We start from the raw sequence: 20,270 nt of genomic DNA, 5'->3' as shown, positions 1-20,270 counted from the left end.
CCCACCGGCCCGATCCATCCGCCTACCCGGCGCCCGGCCGCTCACTCCATGACCAGATCCGCGACCCGACCCGCCGCCCCGCCGTCGTCCAGATGACAAAAAAGCCGCCGGAACTCCGCATACGCCCCCGCGCTCGCCCGCGCCACCGCCGGCAGATCCCCCAAAGCCTCGATCAACTCGCCCGTCGACGACAGCAACGGACCCGGCGCCCGCGCCTCGAAATCCAGGCTGAAACCGCGCAACGCGTCCCGGTAGTGCGCCAGATCCGGCGTCAGGAACAGCATCGGACGGCCCGTGCCCGCGAAGTCCGCCGCCAACGACGAGTAGTCGGTCACCAACACATCGGCCGCCAACAGCAGCTCGGTGGCGTCCGGATACGACGACACGTCCACCGCGAACGGCGCGTGGTGACCCGGCAACCGGTCCGGCACCTGCGGATGGCTGCGCACCAGCAACACATGGTCGTCGCCCAGCGCCGCCCGCGCCGCGTCCAGGTCCAGCGGCAGGTGCAGCCGATGGTGCGAGGCGTCGTAGGCCACATCGTCCCGCGGCGTCGGCGCGTACAGCACCGCCCGCTGACCCGGCCTGACCCCCAGCCGCGCCCGGACCGCGGCCGCCACCTCGTCCCGGTCCGCGGCGTGCAGCGCATCGGTCCGCGGCAACCCGGTCTCCACCACCTTCCCGCCAAAGCCCAACCCCGACCGCAGCACCGGAGTGCTCGCCGCGTTCGGCGACAGCAGCACGCTCCACTGCCGGCCCAGCCGCGGCCGCGGCGCCAGATGCGCCCACCCCTCGCACAGCGTCCCCAACAGATCCGCCCCGAGCCGCTTCAGCGGCGTCCCATGCCAGGTCTGGATCACCCGCTGCCCGGCCCGCCGCACAAACCACCGCGGCAGATGCGTGTTGGTGACGATCCAATGGCTGTGCGCCAATGCCCCATGCCACGCCGCGCTGCCCACCACCACCGGCCGGGCCGTCGACGGCACCGCGCTCTGCCCGTCCCGCACCGCCCACAGATGCGTCACATCCATCCCCCGCCGCACCAACTCCTCGTGCACCGCCCGCGGCGAATCCCCATACGCCCGGCCCCCGAAGCTGCTGTAGAGCACCGTCTCGCGCAGCGGACGGGACCGGTGCAGCGGATAGTGCTGCTCGCGCAACACCCGCCGCCGGTACGGGCCCCGATCGACCGGCGGCACCGCGGGACCGGCCGCCACGAACAGCTCGTCGTACCGCACCCGGTCCAGCACGAACGGCTTGCCGCGCACCGTCCGCGACACCGGCAGCCCGTCGAAGACCGCCGGCACACACCGCACCGGCGGATCCAACGGCGAGCCCACCGCCCCCCGTTCGCGCAGATGCACCGTCCACCGGCCCTCCCGCAACGGCACCTCCCCCGCCCACGACGGCAGCGCCGCGAGCGGCAACGCGCAGTGGAACCGCCCGTCGTCGTGCACCGCCTCGAAGACCACCTCGGCGGCGTGCGCGGAGTGCTTGAGCACCACCTCCGGCGCCGCCGGCGCGGCATCCGGCAGCGCCCCCGCCAGCAACAGCGTCCCGTCCGTCCGCCACACCACCCGGTCCACCGACGCCTGCGGCACCCGCTCCTGGAGCACCAACTCCCCGCCCGCCGCGGCCGCCGCCACCACCTCCCGGCCATGCGGCAGCGGATGCGCCACCGGCGCCGTCCCCGACGGACAGGCCACCACATCCGTCGCGCCGTCGGCCAACACCAGCTCCGGCAGCCACGTTTCGGTGTGCGCCGGCGGCACCGCGGCCGGCTCGCCCTCCCGCACCGGCCGGGCCGCGTCCCACGCGTCCAACCGCACCCGGACAAGACACCGCCCGCCCCCGTCCGCCGTCCCCTCCACCGGGAACGACACCACCGTCCCCGTCCCCTGGTGCGTCAACCGCAGCGCCACCGGCGCCGGCCCGGGCGCTTCCACCGTCAACTCCAGCGCCCCACCCGCCACCACCGGCGGCCCCGCCAACCGACGCACCCGACGGGTCACCGCGATCCGCAGCCGCCCGTCCACGTACCGCGGCACCACCCACACCCCGTCCGCGCCCTCGTACCCGGACGGCTCCGCCCCCGACCCGCTCTCCGCCGCCGCCAGTTCGCCGCTCGCCACCACCCCGGCCGACGCCAACAGCAGCTCCACCCGCCACTCGGCCCGCCCGTCGCCCGACCGTCCCCAAGCTCTCAACTCCGTTCGAGCAGGGGAGGCCCCAATCCCCTCAACGTCGCCGCTGCGCGGCGCCACCTTCCGCAACAGCCGCGCCGGATCCACCCGCAGCTCGAACCCCGACCAGTCGTAGCAGTGCAACTCCTGCCCGGACGCCGCGGTCGCCTCCGGCATCGCCACCGTCCGCACCGGCAGCACGATCCGCCGCCGCCCGCACGACAGCACCGCCGTCCGCAGCCCGCCGTGCCGGGTCGCCGCCGGCAGGTTCCGTACGTACGCCCAGCCCCGCAGCAGCAACACCCCGCCCCGCCACACCGCCTCCCGGACCTGAGCCCGCACCGGGAAGTCCGCCCGCGACAGCCGCACCACCCCCGCCGGCAGCGCGATCGGCGCCTCCGGCGGCAACACCGCCCGCCGCCGCAGCGGCGACCCCGCCACCACGAACCCGCCCGGATTGCGCGCCTCGTGCCCCAACAAGGTCGCCACGTCCGCCAGTCGACCCGACCGGACCAGATACCAGCGCATCCGCAACTCCACCGGCAGCGCCCGCAACAGCCGCGGATCCGTCCGCGCCAGGAAGTCCCGCGCACAGTCCAAGAACGCCGTCCGCACCTCCGGCGCCGCCCCCGGCACCGCCGCCACCAACTCCGCCAACCCCCCGGTCAACTGCACCCGGTCGTACTCCGCCCGCAACCCGCCGCCCGCCGGCCGCGCCGGATCGGCCAACAGCGCCCGCATCCGCGCCACCGCCGCGAACCGGTCCCGCACCTCCTGCGCCGTCGGCCGCGGCTGCCGCTCGGGCCCCTCCGGCAACCGCCGGTAACAGACGTGCTCGTGCAGCACGTCCACCGCCTCCGCCAGCACATGCGCCGGCAGCGCCACCGCCGCCTCCACATCCAATTCGCCCTCGGGAAAGGCGAATTGCCGCCGGTCCCAAAACGCCCGCCGGAACACCTTGTTCGCCACCAGCCCGTCCCGCAGCAGCGTCGGGTCCCCGGTGACATGAGTGCGCAGCGCCGTCTGCCGGCCCGCCGGATGATCCGCCGACTGGCTACGGCCCGCCGACCCCAGCCGGTAGACGTTGCCGGTCGCCAACTCCGCCCCCGACTCCTCCAACAGCCCCACCAGATCCGCGTACGCCCGCGGCAACAGCACGTCGTCCGGCGCCAGGAACGCCAGGTACCCGGTGTCCGGAAACGCGTGCCGGGCACCGAAGTTCCACGCCCCGCCCAGGCCCCCGCCCTCGTGGTGCACCACCCGGAACCGCGGATCGCGCTCCACCACCCGCCGCACCGCCACCGGCGGCCCCTCCGGCCCGTTGGCCGGCCCGTCGTCCACCACCACCACGTCCAACTCCGCCAGCGTCTGCGCCGCCACCGACGCCAGACACTCCTGGACATGGCGCGCGGCCCCCACACCGCGCGGGACCGGGACGACGACGGTGAGCCGAGGCTTCATGGGCGTAACGAGCCTTTCCGGACGGGCGGACCACGGGAGCAAACCCGAGGCGCACACGGGACGATGCGGCCGACTCGTCCCTCAACTCGTCCATCGCCGACCCGGTCACCGACGCTGCGCTGAAAGGGTGAGGCGAAGGTGCGGCGGTCCGGTCCGGACGGTGCGATGGCGTAACACCGAGGACAGCAGGACCAACGCGACCAGCAACGCTCCACGCGACCCGCACGACCGGTGCCCGCGCCCGGACACCGGCGACCGCCCGCCGCCGACCAGGAAGGTGACCGCCCCGCGATGCCCGGCCGAACCGACAGCTCCGCCGCAACCGACCGCCCCGACACCGCGGCCCCGGCCCCCGGCACCCCCACCACCCGCACCCGCCCCACCGGCACCGCCCCCACCGCCTCCACCGTCCGGCTCCCCACCCACAGCGAACCCGGCGCACTGGCCCGACTGCGGCCCGCCCGGCCCCCGTTCGCCCGACAACTGCGCCGGATCAGCCCCGGCCGCGTCCTGGAGATCGGCTGCGGCGACGGCGACACCCTCGCCGGCTGCGCCCCCGGCAGCGTCGGCATCGACCACGACCCGCGCTCCGTCGCCCGCTGCCGCGCCCGCGGCCTGACCGCCTACACCGCCGACGCCTTCCTGGCCAGCCCGCACGCCCGCCTGGGCGCCTACGACGCGCTGCTCACCGCCCACGTCCTGGAACACCTCGACGACGAACAGGTCGAGGAGCTGCTGCGGGCCTACGTCCCCTACGTCCGGCCCGGCGGCGGCGTGCTGCTGATCACCGCCCAGGAAGCCGGCCACCGCGCCGGCCCGGAACCCGTCCGCTTCACCGACTTCACCCTGCTGCGGGCCTTCGCCGAGGCCGCCGGGCTGGCCGTGCGGCGCACCTACTCCCACCCCCTGCCCCGGACCGCCGGGCGGGTCCTCGCGGCCAACTGCTTCGTCCTGGTCGCCCAGGTGCCCCGGGGATGACGCGGGCCACCGGGGCGGACCACCGGCGGGGCGGCGCGCCCCGACGGCCCGCCGCCCCGCGCGCGCCCTACCCGCGCGCCGCCCGCGACCGCTGACGGGCCCGCACCAGTGCCCGGGTCACGATCGGCGGCAGCACGTCCGCCGCGACCCGGCGCAGCACCCCGCCCGGCGCGCCGGCAACCACCGCCCCCGCCGCGGCCGGCCGGGCCGCCCCCGCCGGCTGCTGATCCACCGGCGCCGCAGCCGGCTTCTGCTCCGCCGCGGCCTCCCGGTACCGCGACACCGGATGCGCCGGCTCCTTCGCCCCCTTGGCGCTCAACCGCACCAGCGGCGCACCGTTGACCTGCTGCACCTCGTGCCAGATGTCGCCGCGGCCCGCCAACCACCCCAGCAGCGCGCTGCGGTACGGCTCCGGATCGCCCCACGTGCCGTAGAACTTGGTGCCGGTGAGGCAGATCGGCCGCAGCCCGTGCCCGGTCACCGCCTGCCAGGTCGCCGCGGCCACCCCCGGGCAGTGCTCGGCCCGGTAGTCGTCCATCACCACCACGCCCCGGTCGTGCAGCAACTCCCGCACCGCCAGGATGTCGCCGTGCACATGCTCGTACAGATGCGAGGCGTCGATGTGCGCGAACCGCACGCTGTCCGCCTCGACATGCTCGCTCACCAGCGAGCTCAACCCCTGCACGATGACCGGCAACTCCTCATGGAACGCCAGGTAGTTGGCCTCGAACGCCCGCCGGGTCAGCGTCGCGTACGACTTCGCCATCTCCTTGGAGTTGGAGGCGTCCTCGGCCGGCGAGTCGAACAGGTCGCAGACCGTGAACCGCTCGTCCGGACGCAGCCGCGCCCCCAGGAAGATCGCGCTCTTGCCCATGTACGCGCCCAGTTCGAGCAGGTCACCGGGCACCTCCCGGTCCTGCTGCTGGCGCAGGAACCAGTCGAACAGCAGCTGGTCGGCGGTGAAGAACCACCCCTTGACCTCGGACAGCCGGGTGGGACGCGGCAGTTGGGCAACACTCTGGTCACTCTGGTCGCTCTGGTCAGCGGTAACGGCAGTCATCTGCGGTCCGTCTCCAGACGGTCGGGAATCGATGGTGGGCACGCGGGCGCGGCGCGGTCCCGCGGCGCGGACCGTCCCCCGGCGCCGCCGCGCCGTGGTGCGGCGGTCTCCACGAGGAACCCCCGCCGCACCCTGCGTTTCACGAAGCGGCCGCCATCGTCCGCCAGGAACGTGAACGGAAGGTGAGCGGCGCCTCCCACAACGGTCATGGCTCAACCCAGGAACCCGCACCCCGCCCCCGCCCCCGTACGGCGCCGGTCACTTCACCGCCCCCGCCATCACCCCCGACACAAACTGCCACTGGAAGGCAAAGAAGACGATCAGTGGCCAAAGAAGACGATCAGCGGCACCCCCATCGACAGGAACGCCTCCGCCTGGCCCGGCCTCCGGCCGGTTGCCCGTCCGCCCCCGCCCGGCCCGGTCGGTTACATCAACGACGGCCCCGGCGTCGCCCCGGAGGACTGCGCCGCCCGCTGGAGCGCGCTGGCCAGCAGGGCGAGGTCCGTCGGGCCGTTGCCCAACTCCCGGAGCGGGCGCCGGGCCGGCGGGTCGCCCATCCGGGCCCACTCCAGGGGCACGACGGTAGGCCGCAGCGTCGACGTGCGCGGTATCCGGCCGGTGACCCGACCGGCCTGGAACGGGACGGACATGCCGTCCGCCGCACGGTGCAGCCGCCCGCGGCCCGGCGGCGCCGGCTCGGAACCGGCGTCGGGCGCGTCCTCGGCCGGGTCGGCGACGGCGCCCAACTGGACGTGCAGGGTGGCTCGTTCGGCGGTCGCGGTGCCTTCCGTGCGGCCCGGGTGCCCCGTCGCGGCTATCAGGTGCACGCCCAGGGCCGCGCCGTCCCGGGCCACCGCCTCCAGGGCGCGCACCACGGAGCCGGCGGCCGGGCGGCCCGTGCTGCCCAGCGCCGGCGAGACCAGCGCGTCGAAGTCGTCGACCAGGACGAAGAGTCGGGGCATCGGTGTCGCGGCCCGGGCCGCCGCCTCGGCCGTCGAGGGTCCGTCCGGCGCGGCCGCGGGTGCGGGCACGGGCGCGGAGGCAGGCGCGGCCGCGCCGGGGCCGGCGGAGGGGGTCGGGTGGGCCTGTGGCGCCTGGTGCTGCTGTGGGGCGGCCTGGTGGTCGTGTCGGTGGTCGGGGTGGTCGGGCTGGTGGTCGCGGGAGCGGTCGGGGGTCTGTGCGGGGGCGTCCGGGCGGGTGCGGAGGCGGAGGGTGCCCGTGCGGGTGGGGTCCGCCGCGGGGTCTGCCTGGGCGCCGCTGCCTCCTTCCTTGTTCCGGCAACGATTACGGAGAGTGATTTGTTCCTGGGATTCGTTACTCGTTGTGAAAGGGGTGGGTGGGGTTGAAGTGACGGAGGGGGACGCGGGCGGGGGCGGTGAGGCGCTCGCCGCGGCGGTGGGGGAGGGCGAGGGGGTGGAGGCGGAACTGCCCTCGGTGGAGCGGCGGGGGGCGATGATGCGCGGGGCCGGGAGGTGTTTGGTGCGCCACTCGGTGAAGGGGGTGCCGGCCAGTATTTCGGCGCGCCGCTTCAGTTCGGAGGAGAGCGCCTGGGCGAACTCCCGCATCCGTACTGGGTCCGAGGCGGCCAAGTGCGTGGTGACGTGCGGCAGTTCGGTACAGGCGCGCAGGCCCTCGCCGCGCTCGGAGCCGGCGCCGTCCACCAGCACCACCGACAGCCGGTCCGGGCGGTCCGCGGCGGCCAGCGACGCGGCGAGCGAGCGCAGCAGCTCCGTCTTGCCGGTGGCCGGCGCGCCCTCGACGAGCAGATGGGCGCCGTCGGCGGCGAGGTCGGCGACCACGGGGCCGTGCGGCCCGGCGCCGAGCACCGCGGCGGCGCCGGGCCGGTCGGTGTCCTGCGCGGCCGCCCAACGGGCCATCAGGGACGCGGGGGTGGCCCGCGCCAGCCCCAACTCGTCCAGCAGCCGCGCCGATTCCGGCAGCGGTATGGCGGCGCGGGGCGCCGCCGGCCCGCCCGGTCGGCCGCTCGCCTCGGCCTCCCGTAGGGGCGCCAGCGCCCGGGCGAAACGCTCGGCCCAGGCGGCGGAGACCGCGTCCACGGTCGCGACCGTGCCGTTCGGCCCGGAGCCCGGCTGGACCACCCGTAGGGCGGTGGCCACGTCGCCGCTGAGCACCGCCACCGCGCCGCACTCGCCGAACGCCGGCGACGCGGCCCGCGCCGCCTCGTACGTCGCGGCCAACGGGAAGGCGGGGGAGGCGGCCGGGGTCTCGGCCAGGCAGAGCACGTGGATGCCGGCCGCCGGGCCGCCCGCCGCCAGCCGCGCGGTGGTCTCGCGCAGCGCCGAGGAACCGGGGTCGCCGTCCACGATCAGCAGGGTGTGCGGTCCCTGGTGGCGGGCGGCGACCGCGGCCACCTCGGCGCGCTCGGCGCTGGGCCAGCCGGGGCCCAACGGGCCGTCGTCCAGCCGCCGCACCAGTTCGGCCGTGCGGGCCGCGGCCTGCTCCTTGTCATAGGCGAGCAGCAGTCGGCAGTCCTGGCCGCGGGCCGGGCGGACGTGTGGCAGCCAGCCCAGCCAGGACCAGTCGGCCACCCGCTCCTCGACGGGGCGCGCCCGGTCGGTGCTGACCAGCACGATCTCCAGCGCCCCGGGGGAGTGCAGCGCGGCCAACTGGGCGGCAGAGGACCGGGCCAGCCCGACCAGCCGCCCGCGCGGCCCCGCCAGCCCGAGGGCGCCGGCCCGGCGCAGCTCGACGACGACCGGCGCGGCGGTGCGGCCGCCGTCCCGCTCGGCCGTCCCCAGGCGGACGGTGAGCGCGTCCGGGTGGTCCGGGCCGCGCTCCCAGAGCCGGGGGCCCGGGCCGAGCGCGGTGAGCAGGATTCCGGCGGCGTCCGGCCAGCGATCGGGGGTGGCGGGGTCACAGAACGTGGTGGGGCCGGAGGGCGCGCCGGGGCGCTCGGCGGCCGGGCGGCCCTGGTCGTCCGCGGGGGGCGTCCCGGTGCCGGCGCGGTAGGCGGTCTGCGGCGCCGGCTCCTGCTGCTCCTCCGGCGCGGGGCGACCGCCGGCCAGGCGGCGCGCCCAGGCGCCGAGGCCGCCGCGCCGGCCGGACTTGCGGGGGCCCGCCGGGTCGGGCGGGACCAGGGACTGCTGTCCGCCGTGGGTCTGCCCGTCGAGGGGCGCGGTCCCGAAGCCCGCTCCGGAGCCGGTGCGGTAACTGGGCGCGGCCTCCGGCCCGGTGGCCGTCCCGGGGGCCGCGGTCGGACGTCCGGTCCCGTAGGTCGCGCCGGCAGCGTCGGCATCGCCCGGCCCGTAGGCGGTGGGGGTGGGCCCCTGGAGGGGCGTGGCCGGGGCGGCGGGTGGGAACAGGCCGTCCGCGGCCGGGGCGTGGGGGGCGATCCCCTCCGGGGCGTGAGTCGTGGCGTGGTGGTCACCGGGCGCCGGGGTCGGAATGCCGCGCAGCGGGGTCTCTTGACGGCGGGAGCCGACGGCGAAGCGGCCGTCCGGGGTGGTCGGTTGGGGCGCGGCGGTGGTCGGTCCGCTGCCGTCGCCGGGGGCCCGGCCGGCGTCGGCGTACAGCACGCCCGCCGCGGTCTCCCCGGTGGCCGCCGCCTCGGGGGCGATGCCTCCGGGGACGACCCTCAGGTGGCCCTCGCCGTCGGGGGTGGTGGTCAGGGCCGGGTCCGGGGTGCGCGGCGGGGCCTGGAGGCGCAGCGCGGACTCGCCGACGCGCAGCAGGGCGCCGGGCGGCAACGGGACGGCCAGGTCGCCGAGTTCGGTGCCGTCGACGGCGGTGCCGTTGGTGGAGCGCAGGTCGGCGACGTACACCGCGCCGTCGGGCTCGACCGTCACGGCGCAGTGCAGACGGGAGACGTCCGGGTCGTCCAGGGGGACGTCGGCGTCGGCGGAGCGGCCGACGCGGACCTGGCCGCCGTGCAGCAGGTGCACCCCGCCGGCGTCGGGGCCGGAGACCACGCGCAGTCGGGCGGAGCCGTGCGGTAGGCCGTGGGCCGGGGCGGGGCCGGGGCCCTGGAGGGAGAGCACCGCGCCGTCGATCAGGGGTGGCTCGCCGAGCGCCGCGCGCTGTGGGTCGAGCCGCTCGGTGCCGGCGTAGAGCACGACGGGGGCGCTGCCGCCGGTGGTGCCGACGTCCGCGCCGGAGCCCGCCACGGCCGCCGCGAGCGAGCCGGCGACCGTCGCCAGGGCGGTGCCGGCGGGGGCCGTCACGAGGACGTCGCAGGCCCGCGTGGTGTGGCCGCTGCGCGGCCCGAGGACGGTCAGCCGGATCTGCATCGCCGTCAACGGTCCCTTCTGCCGGGAATGATCGGCAGGGGCTCCGCTCGTCCCCCACCGCACCCCGGGCACGTCGGCACGGACATGTCCCATGCACGTCGCGACAGGGACCGCGCGCCCCTACCGCGTGCGTGCTGGGATGCATCCTCGCACCTGCCACTGACAACACGCCCGCCGACCGCCCTTTAATGATCTTGATTGGTCGGCGCCCGGCGGAAAACCGCCTGGTTACGGGCAGTGAACCGGCCGAATTCGATCACCAAGCGTCGTCGAAGCGATCAGCGACGGACGGCACCCGGACCGCTGACGCGGGTCGCCGGCGCCTTGACGCGGCCACGGGACGCCCCGCAACGACCGGTCCGGAGGCGTCCGGAATGCGGGCAACCAATGGCCCGTAACCGGCGTCTTTCCGAAGAGCCCCGGCCCGTCTGCCGAACCGAAATGTTTGTGCGACGGCACTACAGTGGGGCGGACGGGCCGCGAGCTGACCCAGCGGGCCAGAGCCAAGCATCCACCACGACCAGGGAGCGCATGACGTGCGGCCGGTAGGCAGCAAGTACCTGCTTGAGGAGCCGCTGGGACGCGGCGCCACGGGCACCGTCTGGCGTGCCCGCCAGAGGGAGACGGCCGGCGCCGAGGCCGCCGTCCCGGGGGAGCCCGGCGAAACGGTCGCGATCAAGGTCCTCAAGGAGGAGCTGGCGTCCGACGCGGACGTGGTGATGCGCTTCCTGCGGGAGCGCTCGGTCCTGCTGCGGCTCACCCACCCCAACATCGTCCGGACCCGCGACCTGGTCGTCGAGGGCGACCTGCTGGCGCTCGTCATGGACCTGGTCGACGGCCCCGACCTGCACCGCTACCTCCGCGACAACGGCCCGTTCAGCCCGGTGGCGGCTGCCCTGCTCACCGCGCAGATCGCCGACGCGCTGGCCGCCAGCCACGCCGACGGCGTCGTCCACCGCGACCTCAAGCCGGCCAACGTCCTGCTCGCCGGCTCGGACGGCAGCGGCGAGATGCACCCGATGTTGACCGACTTCGGCATTGCCCGGTTGGCCGACTCCCCGGGGCTGACCCGTACGCACGAGTTCGTCGGCACCCCCGCCTACGTGGCGCCGGAGTCCGCCGAGGGCCGCCCGCAGACCTCCGCGGTGGACATCTACGGCGCCGGCATCCTGCTCTACGAGCTGCTGACCGGCCGCCCGCCGTTCGCCGGCGCGACCGCCCTGGAGGTGCTGCACAAGCACCTGGGCGAGGAGCCGCAGCGCCCCGCCTCGATCCCCGAGCCGATGTGGACGGTGGTCGAGCGCTGCCTGCGCAAGCGCCCCGAGGAGCGGCCCAGCGCCGAGAACCTCGCGCGCGGGCTGCGCACCGTCGCGGCCGGCGTCGGCGCCAACGCCACCCCCGAGCAGGCCCAGGCGGCGCTGGGCGTCGCCGCGCTGCTCGTCCCGGACCCGGACCCGGCCACCGTGCCCGGCACCGGCGAGGGCCAGGGGACGGGCGACGCGGCGCCCACCCAGGTGCTGCCGACCAACGCGTCCTCCTATGACCCCGGTGCGGCGACCAGCGTGCTGCCGTCCACCGGGGGCCCCGCGCCCACCCGTGCCATGCCCCCGGTGCCCCCGATGCCGGTGGGCATGCCCATGGCCGGCCCCCAGGAGCCTCAGGAGCCCCAGGGCCCGCACCCCTGGGAGTCCCAACTGCGCGCCGCCCGGGACCGCAACGACCAGACCCAGGTGCAGTACCTGGACCCGCAGGACGACCCGCTGCGCCGTCGCCCGCAGCGCCGCCCGGCGCCCGCCCCGGCCCCGTACGCCGGCCAGCAGGGCGGCTACCCGCCGCAGCGGCCGCCGGCCCCGCAGCGCCGCCAGGAGCCGCCGCCGCAGCGCTACGAGCCGGCCCCGCCGCCCGCCCGGGAGCCCCGGCCCCCGCGCGAGCCGCGCCGGCGCAGCGCCAACCCGATGCGGATCCCGGGTCTGGGCTGCCTGAAGGGCTGTCTGTTCACGGTGCTGCTGTTGTTCGTGGCGGGCTGGCTGGTCTGGGAGTTCACTCCGCTCCAGCAGTGGATCGGCACCGGCCGGAGCTTCTTCGCGCAGGTCGGGCACGTCTTCGGCCAGATCCAGCACTTCGTACAGCAGCTCGGCGGCTGACGGTCCGTACGGACGAGCGTCGACGGCTTGATGGATTTGTCGACATCCGGCCGGTGAATTCCCGTACAGAAGTGACGGTTGCCGCCATTGGGGGCACTGAACCCTCTGGCGCCCGCGTAGCTTTGACGCCAACCTCAGCCCCCGCAGGACGCTCGGGGGCCCGACACGTCGGAGCAGTCTTGGCACGGAAGATCGGCAGCCGGTACACCGCTCACCAGATCCTGGGGCGCGGCAGTGCCGGCACGGTATGGCTGGGCGAGGGGCCCGAAGGGGCCGTGGCCATCAAGCTGTTGCGCGAGGACCTCGCCTCCGACCAGGAGCTCGTCGGCCGCTTCGTGCAGGAGCGGGCGGCGCTGCTCAGCCTCGCGCACCCGCGCGTCGTCGGGGTCCGCGACCTCGTCGTCGACGGCGCCGACCTCGCGCTCGTCATGGACCTGATCCGCGGCACCGACCTGCGCACCCGTCTGGAGCGCGAGCGCCGGCTGGCCCCGGAGGCCGCCGTCGCCATCGCCGCCGACGTCGCCGACGGCCTGGTCGCCGCGCACGCCGCCCGGATCGTGCACCGCGACGTCAAGCCGGAGAACGTCCTGTTGGACATGGAGGGGCCGCTCGGTCCCGGTGGCGCGCACCCCGCGCTGCTCACCGACTTCGGCATCGCGCGCCTGGTCGACTCGCCCCGCCGCACCCTCTCCCAGACCCAGAGCGGGGGGACGTCCGGCGCGCTGCGCTCGACCAAGGTGATCGGCACCCCCGACTACCTCGCCCCGGAGATCATCGAGGGGCTGCCGCCGCGCGCCTCGGTGGACGTCTACGCGCTGGCGACCGTCCTGTACGAGATGCTCGCCGGCTTCACGCCCTTCGGGGGCGGCCACCCGGGCGCGGTGCTGCGCCGGCACGTCACCGAGAGCGTCGCCCCGCTGCCCGGCATCCCGGACGAGCTGTGGCAGTTGCTCATCCAGTGCCTGGCCAAGGCGCCCGCCTCCCGGTTGCGCGCCCCGGAACTGGCCGCCCGGTTGCGGGAGATCCTGCCGGGCCTGGCCGGCATCCCGCCGTTGGACATCGATGAGCCCGGTGACGAGCAGTCGGCGGACGACCCGGAGGGCGCGCCCGCCGGAGCCCACCAGGAGGTGCGCTATCCGGCGGCGGCCCCCGAGGGCCCGCCGCGCGGCGCGGTCCCCCTCGTCCAGGGCGCCACACCGGACTCCAACCGGGAGACGCACACCAGCATGCGGGTCCCGGAGCCGGACGAGCTGGCCGGCGGCGCGCACGGCACCGCCCGTACGCCGCGGGCCGCGGGGGAGCGCCGGGCGGGTTCGGCCCGGCACCGCTCCACCCCGGAGGCGGTGCGCCTGCGCCGGATCAAGCTGGGCGTGGTGGCCGCCCTGGTCCTGGTGGCGGCCGCGGTCGCCGGCCTGCTGGCCTCGGAGGGCGACGACGCATCGCGCGAGGTCACCCCGGGCGTGCACCTGCCGCACCAGGCCCCGCCGCAGCAGCTCCCGCAGGACCCGCGGCAGGCCCCGTGACCTGCGGTGGACGCCGTGACGGGGCTTCGGCCGGGCCGTGCGGGACGGCGACCCGGCCCGCCCCCGGCCGGCCCGGGCCCCCGGGGTCGACAACGCTCCGGGACAGATTGTCGGTGGCAGCCGTTAGGCTGGGTGCGTGGCAGTCGTCGATGTATCCGAAGAGCTGAAGTCCCTCTCCTCGACCATGGAGTCGATCGAGGCCGTCCTGGACCTCGACAAGATGAGGGCCGATGTCGCCGTGCTTGAGGAGCAGGCCGCGGCGCCGTCCCTGTGGGACGACCCGGCGAGCGCGCAGAAGATCACCAGCCAGCTGTCCTTCCTCCAGGGCCAGCTGCGCCGTGCCGAGGAGCTGCGCGGCCGCGTCGACGACCTTGAGGTGCTCTTCGAGCTCGCCGAGGCCGAGGGCGACGAGGAGACCCGCGCCGAGGCCGAGCGCGAGCTCGTCGACGTCCGCAAGGCGGTGGACGAGCTGGAGGTCCGCACCCTGCTGTCCGGCGAGTACGACGCCCGCGAGGCCGTGGTGAGCATCCGCGCCGAGGCCGGCGGGGTGGACGCCGCCGACTTCGCCGAGAAGCTCCAGCGGATGTACCTGCGCTGGGCCGAGCGCCACGGCTACAAGACCGAGCTGTACGAGACCTCCTACGCGGAAGAGGCCGGCATCAAGTCGACCACCTTCGCCGTCCAGGTGCCGTACGCCTACGGCACGCTCTCCGTGGAGCAGGGCACCCACCGCCTGGTGCGCATCTCGCCGTTCGACAACCAGGGCCGCCGCCAGACGTCGTTCGCGGGCGTCGAGGTGCTGCCGGTCGTCGAGCAGACCGACCACATCGAGATCGACGAGAGCGATCTGCGGGTGGACGTCTACCGCTCCTCCGGCCCCGGCGGACAGGGCGTCAACACCACCGACTCCGCGGTCCGGTTGACCCACCTCCCCACCGGCATCGTGGTCTCCTGCCAGAACGAGCGCTCGCAGATCCAGAACAAGGCCACCGCCATGAACGTCCTTCAGGCGAAGCTGCTGGAGCGGCGCCGCCAGGAGGAGCAGGCCAAGATGAACGCCCTCAAGGGCGACGGCGGCAACTCCTGGGGCAACCAGATGCGTTCGTACGTCCTGCACCCGTACCAGATGGTCAAGGACCTGCGCACCGAGTTCGAGGTCGGCAACCCGCAGTCCGTGCTGGACGGCGACATCGACGGCTTCCTGGAGGCCGGCATCCGCTGGCGCAAGCAGAGCGAGCAGCAGGCCAAGTAAGCCGAAAGCGGACAAAGTTCCGCGTGCCGCGCGAGACAACTGCCTCCCTTGGGGAGGCAGTTGTCGTTTGTGGTGGCGGTTAGGTCACAGTCGTACGTCCATGTATCGCCCAACTCATGGCAATTCAGGCATCAAGCCTTTATTCGACCTTGACGATGTTCCGAGAACTGGGAAGGCTGAGCGCGGCATGCGTGTGTCATGGGGCGCGTGTAGGAACGGGGAGACGAGGGCCGGCCCGCGATCGCGGGGCGTCGGTCCGCACACCCCCATCGGTCGTAGCCCCGTGCGGCGGTGCTCCAATGACGAGTTCGGCTACTGGGGGTAGCACTACATGACGAAGAAGACGCGGCTGCGCGTGGCGCGCATTGCGGCCGGTGCGGTGATCGCGGCCGGTGCGTCGCTGACCGCGGCCGGTGCGGCATCCGCCGCCGAGACCGGACAGGGCCAGGCTGCGGGCGGCACCGTCTGCAAGCCGTGGGACGTGCTCAAGCTGTTCTGCGACGACACCAGCGGCGGCACCTCCACCGGCGGCGACTCGTCGTCCGGTGGCCAGTCCACCGGCGGTGAGATCGGTAGCCAGACCGGCGGCGAGTCCACCGGTGGCCACACCTCCGGCGGTGACACGACCGGTGGTCACACCTCCGGTGGCGACACCACCGGTGGCCACACCTCCGGTGGCGACACCACGGGTGGTCACACCTCCGGTGGTGACACCACAGGCGGCGACACCTCCGGCGGTCAGACGACCGGTGGCGACACCACGGGTGGTGACACGACGGGCGGCGACACCACCGGCGGCGACACCTCCGGTGGCCAGACGACCGGCGGTCAGACCACGGGCGGCGACACCACCGGTGGCCACACCTCCGGCGGTCAGACCTCGGGCGGCCAGACCTCCGGCGGTCAGACCTCCGGTGGTCAGACCGGCGGCAGCACCTCCGGTGGTCACTCCGGCGGCAGCAGCACCGGTGGCCACTCCGGCGGCAGCACCACCGGCGGTGACAGCACCGGTACCGGCACCGACAACGAGGGCTCCAAGCCGATCGACCAGCCCGGTCAGGGCAAGGAGCAGGTCGTCGACACCCCGGGCCAGGCCAAGCAGCAGGCCAAGGGCGGTCAGCTGGCCGAGACCGGTTCGTCCGGCACGACCTTCCTGCTGATCGGCGCGGCGACGATGATCGCCGGCGGCGTGGGCTTCCGGGTCCTGCCGCGCCTGGTGAACAAGGGCAACGGCGGAGCGGCGGCCTGACGCCGACGCATTGCACGACGAGGGGCCCGGGACGCACGCCGTCCCGGGCCCCTCGGGCGTCAAGATGGTGAGGAGGGGCGAAGCCCGCGCACCCTGTGTGGCGACGCCGTGCCAAAGCGGGCGCCGCGGCCGGTCTCAGACGGCCTGGCGCAGCAGCACCGCGAGCGCGATCAACGCGACCAGCAAGGCCGCCAGCACCACGGGGTTGAGTTGGCCGAAAAGGCCCGCCTGTTGCTGGAGTCGTTCCCTGCTGGCCCGGCATACGGGGCAGCGGCCCTCGCTCACAGGGGCCGCGCAGTTGGCGCACACCAATCGGTCGTACGTCATGCGACCTCCTTACTTCACCGGACCAACGCACCAGGAGGCGCGTTGGTTCCCTCTACCACTGTGCCAGGTCCGCCACCGTCCGGCGCGCGCCCATGGAACGTTCCGGCCTCGCCCCGCGCACCATGCGCCCGCCCGTCGCCCGGATTGTGCGTCTTTTGTCCCGTAGGCACCGTGAAGAAACGCACCAACCCCCGTCGGCGGCTTCGCGGCCACGTGAGGTTCGCGTAGGGTCACGCTCACCGACGGGAGCCACGACCGGCAACCCGTTCCCCTATCCAGGTCGACCGTGGTGCATCTGTGATCCGATTCGACAACGTCTCCAAGACCTACCCGAAGCAGAACCGCCCCGCCCTCAGGGACGTCTCCCTGGAGATCGAGCGCGGCGAGTTCGTCTTCCTGGTGGGCTCCTCGGGCTCCGGTAAGTCCACCTTCCTGCGGCTGCTCCTGCGCGAGGAGCGCGCCAGTCACGGCGCCGTCCACGTACTGGGGAAGGACCTGGCCAAGCTCTCCAACTGGAAGGTGCCGCAGATGCGTCGCCAGGTGGGCACGGTCTTCCAGGACTTCCGGTTGCTGCCCAACAAGACGGTGGGGCAGAACGTCGCCTTCGCCCTGGAGGTCATCGGCAAACCGCGCGGACAGATCCGCAAGACGGTGCCCGAGGTCCTCGAACTCGTCGGCCTCGGCGGCAAGGAAGACCGCATGCCGGGCGAGCTGTCCGGCGGTGAGCAGCAACGCGTCGCCATCGCGCGGGCGTTCGTCAACCGCCCGCTGCTGCTCATCGCCGACGAGCCCACCGGCAACCTCGACCCGCAGACCTCCGTCGGCATCATGAAGCTGCTGGACCGGATCAACCGCACCGGCACGACGGTGGTCATGGCCACCCACGACCAGCAGATCGTCGACCAGATGCGCAAGCGGGTCATGGAACTTGAGAAGGGCCGGCTCGTACGCGACCAGTCGCGCGGCGTGTACGGCTACCAGCACTGAAAGGACGCCATGCGCGCCCAGTTCGTCCTGTCGGAGATCGGCGTCGGTCTCCGCCGCAATCTCACGATGACCTTCGCCGTCATCGTCTCCGTAGCCCTCTCGCTCGGCCTGTTCGGTGCCTCGCTGCTGATGCGCGACCAGGTCAGCACGATGAAGGGCTACTGGTACGACAAGGTCAACGTCTCCATCTTCTTCTGCAACAAGAACGACTCCGAGACGGCCGCCAACTGCGCCAAGGGCGCGGCGACCCAGCAGCAGAAGGACGACATCCTCGCCGAGCTGAACCGGCTCCCGCTGGTGCAGAACGTCCAGCACGAGACCAGCGACCAGGCGTACAAGCACTACAAGGAGCAGTTCGGCGACACCCCCGTCGCCGGTCTGGTGACGCCCGACCAACTGCCGGAGTCCTTCCGGGTCAAGCTCAAGGACCCGACCAAGTTCGACGTCATCAAGTCGGCGTTCTCCGAGCGGCCCGGCGTCGAGCAGGTGCAGGACCAACGGGACACCGTCGAGCCGCTGTTCCGCCTCCTGGACGGCATGCGGTACGCGGCGCTCGGCGTGATGGGCCTGATGCTGGTGGTGGCGCTGATGCTGATCGTCAACACCGTGCGGGTCTCCGCGTTCAGTCGTCGCCGGGAGACCGGCATCATGCGGCTGGTCGGCGCGTCCAGCTTCTACATCCAACTGCCGTTCATCATGGAGGCGGCGATCGCCGGCCTCATCGGCGCCGCGTTCGCCTGCGTACTGCTCGTCGGCGGCAAGTACTTCATGATCAACCAGTGGTTGGCCAAGCAGATCCAGGTGGTCAACTTCATCGGCTGGGACTCCGTCCTGGCGGTGCTGCCGCTGGTCCTGCTCATCGGGCTGTTGATGCCCGCGCTCGCCGCGTTCTTCGCGTTGCGCAAGTACCTCAAGGTGTGAGCTTCGCCAAGGGCGCCGTACGGTCAACTCCCCGTACGGCGCCCTTTCGTCGCCTAGACTCACCGCCATGTCGGGCCCGTGTTGGTACGGTCGGCCCCGCCGCATCCGCCGCGGGGCGGCCCTGACGTTGTTCCTCGCCGGGGTGCTCGCCGCGGGCGCGGCCACCGGCACCTGGGACGGCGCCGGCGACACCGCGGAGCCGGCCGCCCAGGGGCGCCCCGCCGACGACGGCGCCGGGTCGGCGACCGCCGAACGGGCCGCCCGGGCCGCGGCCCGGGCCCTCGCGGACGGCAAGTCCGGTACCCAGGCCGCCGACGACGTGGTCAGCCGCAGCGGCGATCGCTGGTCGGCGGTCTACACCCCCGGCGAATTCGCCGATTTCCAGGCCCAGTTGGACGGCTCCTACGTCGGCGTCGGGCTGTGGGTGCGGCAGCGGGACGACGGTCGGATCGAGGTGTCCCGGGTCCAGTCCGGTGGACCCGCCGACCGCGCCGGGATCGCCGTCGGCGATCGGCTCGACGCCGTCGACGGCCGGCCCGTCCAGGGGCGGCCGGTCACCGAGACCGTCGGCCGGCTGCGCGGCGACGGCCCCGACGGCGCCGGGGCGGCCCCCGGCACGCCCGTCCGCCTGGACCTCGGCCGCGGCGCCCGCCACTGGAGCGCGACGTTGCACCGCACCCGGCAGCACACCGAGAACGTCACCGTGGACCGGCCGGCCGGTGGCGACGGCCCGACCCGCATCAAGATCACCGCGTTCGCCAAGGGCACCGGCGCCGCGGTCCGCCGCGCGCTGCGCACCGCCGAGGTGCGCGACGGGCTGCTGTTGGACCTGCGTGGCAACACCGGCGGCCTGGTCAGCGAGGCCGTCACGACCGCGTCGGACTTCCTCGACGGCGGCCTGGTCGCCACCTACGACGTGCACGGCAGCCAGCGCGCCCTGTACGCCCAGGGCGTCGGCGACACCCGGACCCCGCTGGTGGTGCTGGTGGACGGCGGCACGATGAGCGCCGCCGAGCTGCTGTCCGGCGCCCTCCAGGACCGCGGCCGGGCGGTCCTGGTGGGCTCCCCGACGTTCGGCAAGGGCTCGGTCCAGATGCCCACTCGGCTCCCGGACGGCTCGGTCGCGGAGCTGACCGTCGGCCACTACCGCACCCCGTCCGGCCGGGCCGTGGACGGTGCCGGCATCACCCCGGACCTGATCGCCCCGGATCACGCCGAAAAACGGGCCCGCACAGTATTGAGTGGCCTCGGCACCGGTGCGTAGTGCGAAAATGGCCGCACTATGGCTACCAAGGGCAAGGGCAAAGAGAAGAACGACGGGCGCAAGCTCGTCGCGCAGCACAAGAAGGCGCGGCACGACTACCACATTCTGGACACCTTCGAGTGCGGTCTGGTGCTGACCGGTACCGAGGTGAAGTCGCTGCGCCAGGGGCGGGCGTCCCTGGTGGACGGATTTGTCCAGATCGACGACGGGGAAGCCTGGCTGCACAACGTCCATATCCCGGAATACGCGCAGGGGACCTGGACGAATCACAGCGCGCGGCGGAAGCGGAAGCTGCTGCTGCACCGGGTCGAGATCGACAAGCTGGAGGTCAAGTCCCAGGAGACGGGTCACACGATCGTGCCGTTGGCCCTGTACTTCAAGGACGGCCGGGCCAAGGTCGAGATCGCGCTGGCCAAGGGCAAGAAGGAGTACGACAAGCGGCAGACGCTGCGCGAGAAGCAGGACCGTCGTGAGGCGGAGCGGGCGATCTCGGCGGTCCGGCGCCGGCAGCGGGCCTAGGTGTGCTGTCCCGGCACGTTGGTGACAGGTGACATGCACCGTCGGGGTGCTTGAACGGGCGAGGGCCTTCCGGGTTCGGTGTGGATTGCGACATCTACCACCGACCGCAGGAGGCCCTCATGTCCCACCGTAATGCCCCGCTGACTCCGACCGGC

At 74.1% G+C, this 20,270-nt stretch carries 13 protein-coding genes; 9 read left to right on the top strand and 4 right to left on the bottom strand.

Going from position 1 to position 20,270, the window contains the following annotated elements:
- Positions 1–41: 41 nt before the first annotated feature.
- On the bottom strand, positions 42–3,644 hold the full coding sequence (locus tag ACFVFQ_RS32135) for a CDP-glycerol glycerophosphotransferase family protein (RefSeq protein WP_383422833.1): 3,603 nt from the start codon (positions 3,642–3,644) through the stop codon (positions 42–44).
- Positions 3,645–3,935: 291 nt separating this feature from the next.
- Between ACFVFQ_RS32135 and ACFVFQ_RS32130 the strand changes: the two genes are divergently transcribed.
- Positions 3,936–4,622 (top strand): class I SAM-dependent methyltransferase, encoded by a 687-nt coding sequence (locus tag ACFVFQ_RS32130; RefSeq protein WP_383422831.1) that lies wholly within the window; start codon positions 3,936–3,938, stop codon positions 4,620–4,622.
- A 67-nt stretch (positions 4,623–4,689) separates the two neighbouring features.
- On the opposite strand, the gene ACFVFQ_RS32125 is transcribed toward ACFVFQ_RS32130, so the two are convergent.
- Both ACFVFQ_RS32125 and ACFVFQ_RS32120 read right to left on the bottom strand, forming a co-directional pair.
- Positions 4,690–5,682, bottom strand: coding sequence for a class I SAM-dependent methyltransferase (locus tag ACFVFQ_RS32125; RefSeq protein WP_383422829.1), 993 nt, complete (start codon positions 5,680–5,682; stop codon positions 4,690–4,692).
- A 425-nt stretch (positions 5,683–6,107) separates the two neighbouring features.
- On the bottom strand, positions 6,108–9,929 hold the full coding sequence (locus ACFVFQ_RS32120; protein ID WP_383422891.1) for an FtsK/SpoIIIE domain-containing protein: 3,822 nt from the start codon (positions 9,927–9,929) through the stop codon (positions 6,108–6,110).
- 536 nt (positions 9,930–10,465) lie between these two features.
- Here ACFVFQ_RS32120 and ACFVFQ_RS32115 point away from each other — a divergent pair.
- The 4 genes from ACFVFQ_RS32115 (at position 10,466) to ACFVFQ_RS32100 (ending at position 16,097) form a co-directional block, all read left to right on the top strand.
- Positions 10,466–12,073: a serine/threonine-protein kinase gene (locus ACFVFQ_RS32115; protein WP_383422827.1), complete on the top strand. Its 1,608-nt coding sequence runs from the start codon at positions 10,466–10,468 to the stop codon at positions 12,071–12,073.
- A 179-nt stretch (positions 12,074–12,252) separates the two neighbouring features.
- Positions 12,253–13,596 (top strand): serine/threonine-protein kinase, encoded by a 1,344-nt coding sequence (locus ACFVFQ_RS32110; protein ID WP_383422825.1) that lies wholly within the window; start codon positions 12,253–12,255, stop codon positions 13,594–13,596.
- A 136-nt stretch (positions 13,597–13,732) separates the two neighbouring features.
- The gene (gene prfB, locus ACFVFQ_RS32105; RefSeq protein ID WP_383422823.1) at positions 13,733–14,848 is read left to right on the top strand and encodes a peptide chain release factor 2; all 1,116 of its coding nucleotides are present in this window, start codon (positions 13,733–13,735) and stop codon (positions 14,846–14,848) included.
- A gap of 331 nt (positions 14,849–15,179) precedes the next feature.
- The gene (locus ACFVFQ_RS32100) at positions 15,180–16,097 is read left to right on the top strand and encodes an LPXTG cell wall anchor domain-containing protein (RefSeq protein ID WP_383422821.1); all 918 of its coding nucleotides are present in this window, start codon (positions 15,180–15,182) and stop codon (positions 16,095–16,097) included.
- Positions 16,098–16,232: 135 nt separating this feature from the next.
- Here the strand turns inward: ACFVFQ_RS32100 and ACFVFQ_RS32095 are convergent, their stop codons facing one another.
- Entirely contained in the window at positions 16,233–16,424 is a 192-nt protein-coding gene (locus ACFVFQ_RS32095) for a hypothetical protein (protein WP_383422819.1), read from the bottom strand.
- A gap of 297 nt (positions 16,425–16,721) precedes the next feature.
- On the opposite strand from ACFVFQ_RS32095, the gene ftsE reads away from it, so the two are divergent.
- From ftsE to smpB, 4 genes are all read left to right on the top strand, one after another.
- A complete protein-coding gene (gene ftsE / locus ACFVFQ_RS32090; protein WP_100604605.1) occupies positions 16,722–17,411 on the top strand; it encodes a cell division ATP-binding protein FtsE in 690 nt (229 codons plus the stop codon).
- 9 nt (positions 17,412–17,420) lie between these two features.
- Positions 17,421–18,332, top strand: a complete 912-nt coding sequence (gene ftsX / locus ACFVFQ_RS32085; protein ID WP_383422816.1) for a permease-like cell division protein FtsX — start codon at positions 17,421–17,423, stop codon at positions 18,330–18,332.
- A gap of 67 nt (positions 18,333–18,399) precedes the next feature.
- Positions 18,400–19,596 (top strand): S41 family peptidase, encoded by a 1,197-nt coding sequence (locus tag ACFVFQ_RS32080; protein ID WP_383422814.1) that lies wholly within the window; start codon positions 18,400–18,402, stop codon positions 19,594–19,596.
- Positions 19,597–19,614: 18 nt separating this feature from the next.
- Positions 19,615–20,115: an SsrA-binding protein SmpB gene (gene smpB / locus ACFVFQ_RS32075; RefSeq protein ID WP_383422812.1), complete on the top strand. Its 501-nt coding sequence runs from the start codon at positions 19,615–19,617 to the stop codon at positions 20,113–20,115.
- The last annotated feature ends 155 nt before the right edge of the window (positions 20,116–20,270 follow it).

The organism is Streptomyces sp. NPDC057743 (genome assembly GCF_042798755.1).
GTDB lineage: Bacteria > Actinomycetota > Actinomycetes > Streptomycetales > Streptomycetaceae > Streptomyces.
Note: the sequence above shows the minus strand (reverse complement) of the source record. Positions and strands in the feature narration are given on the sequence as shown.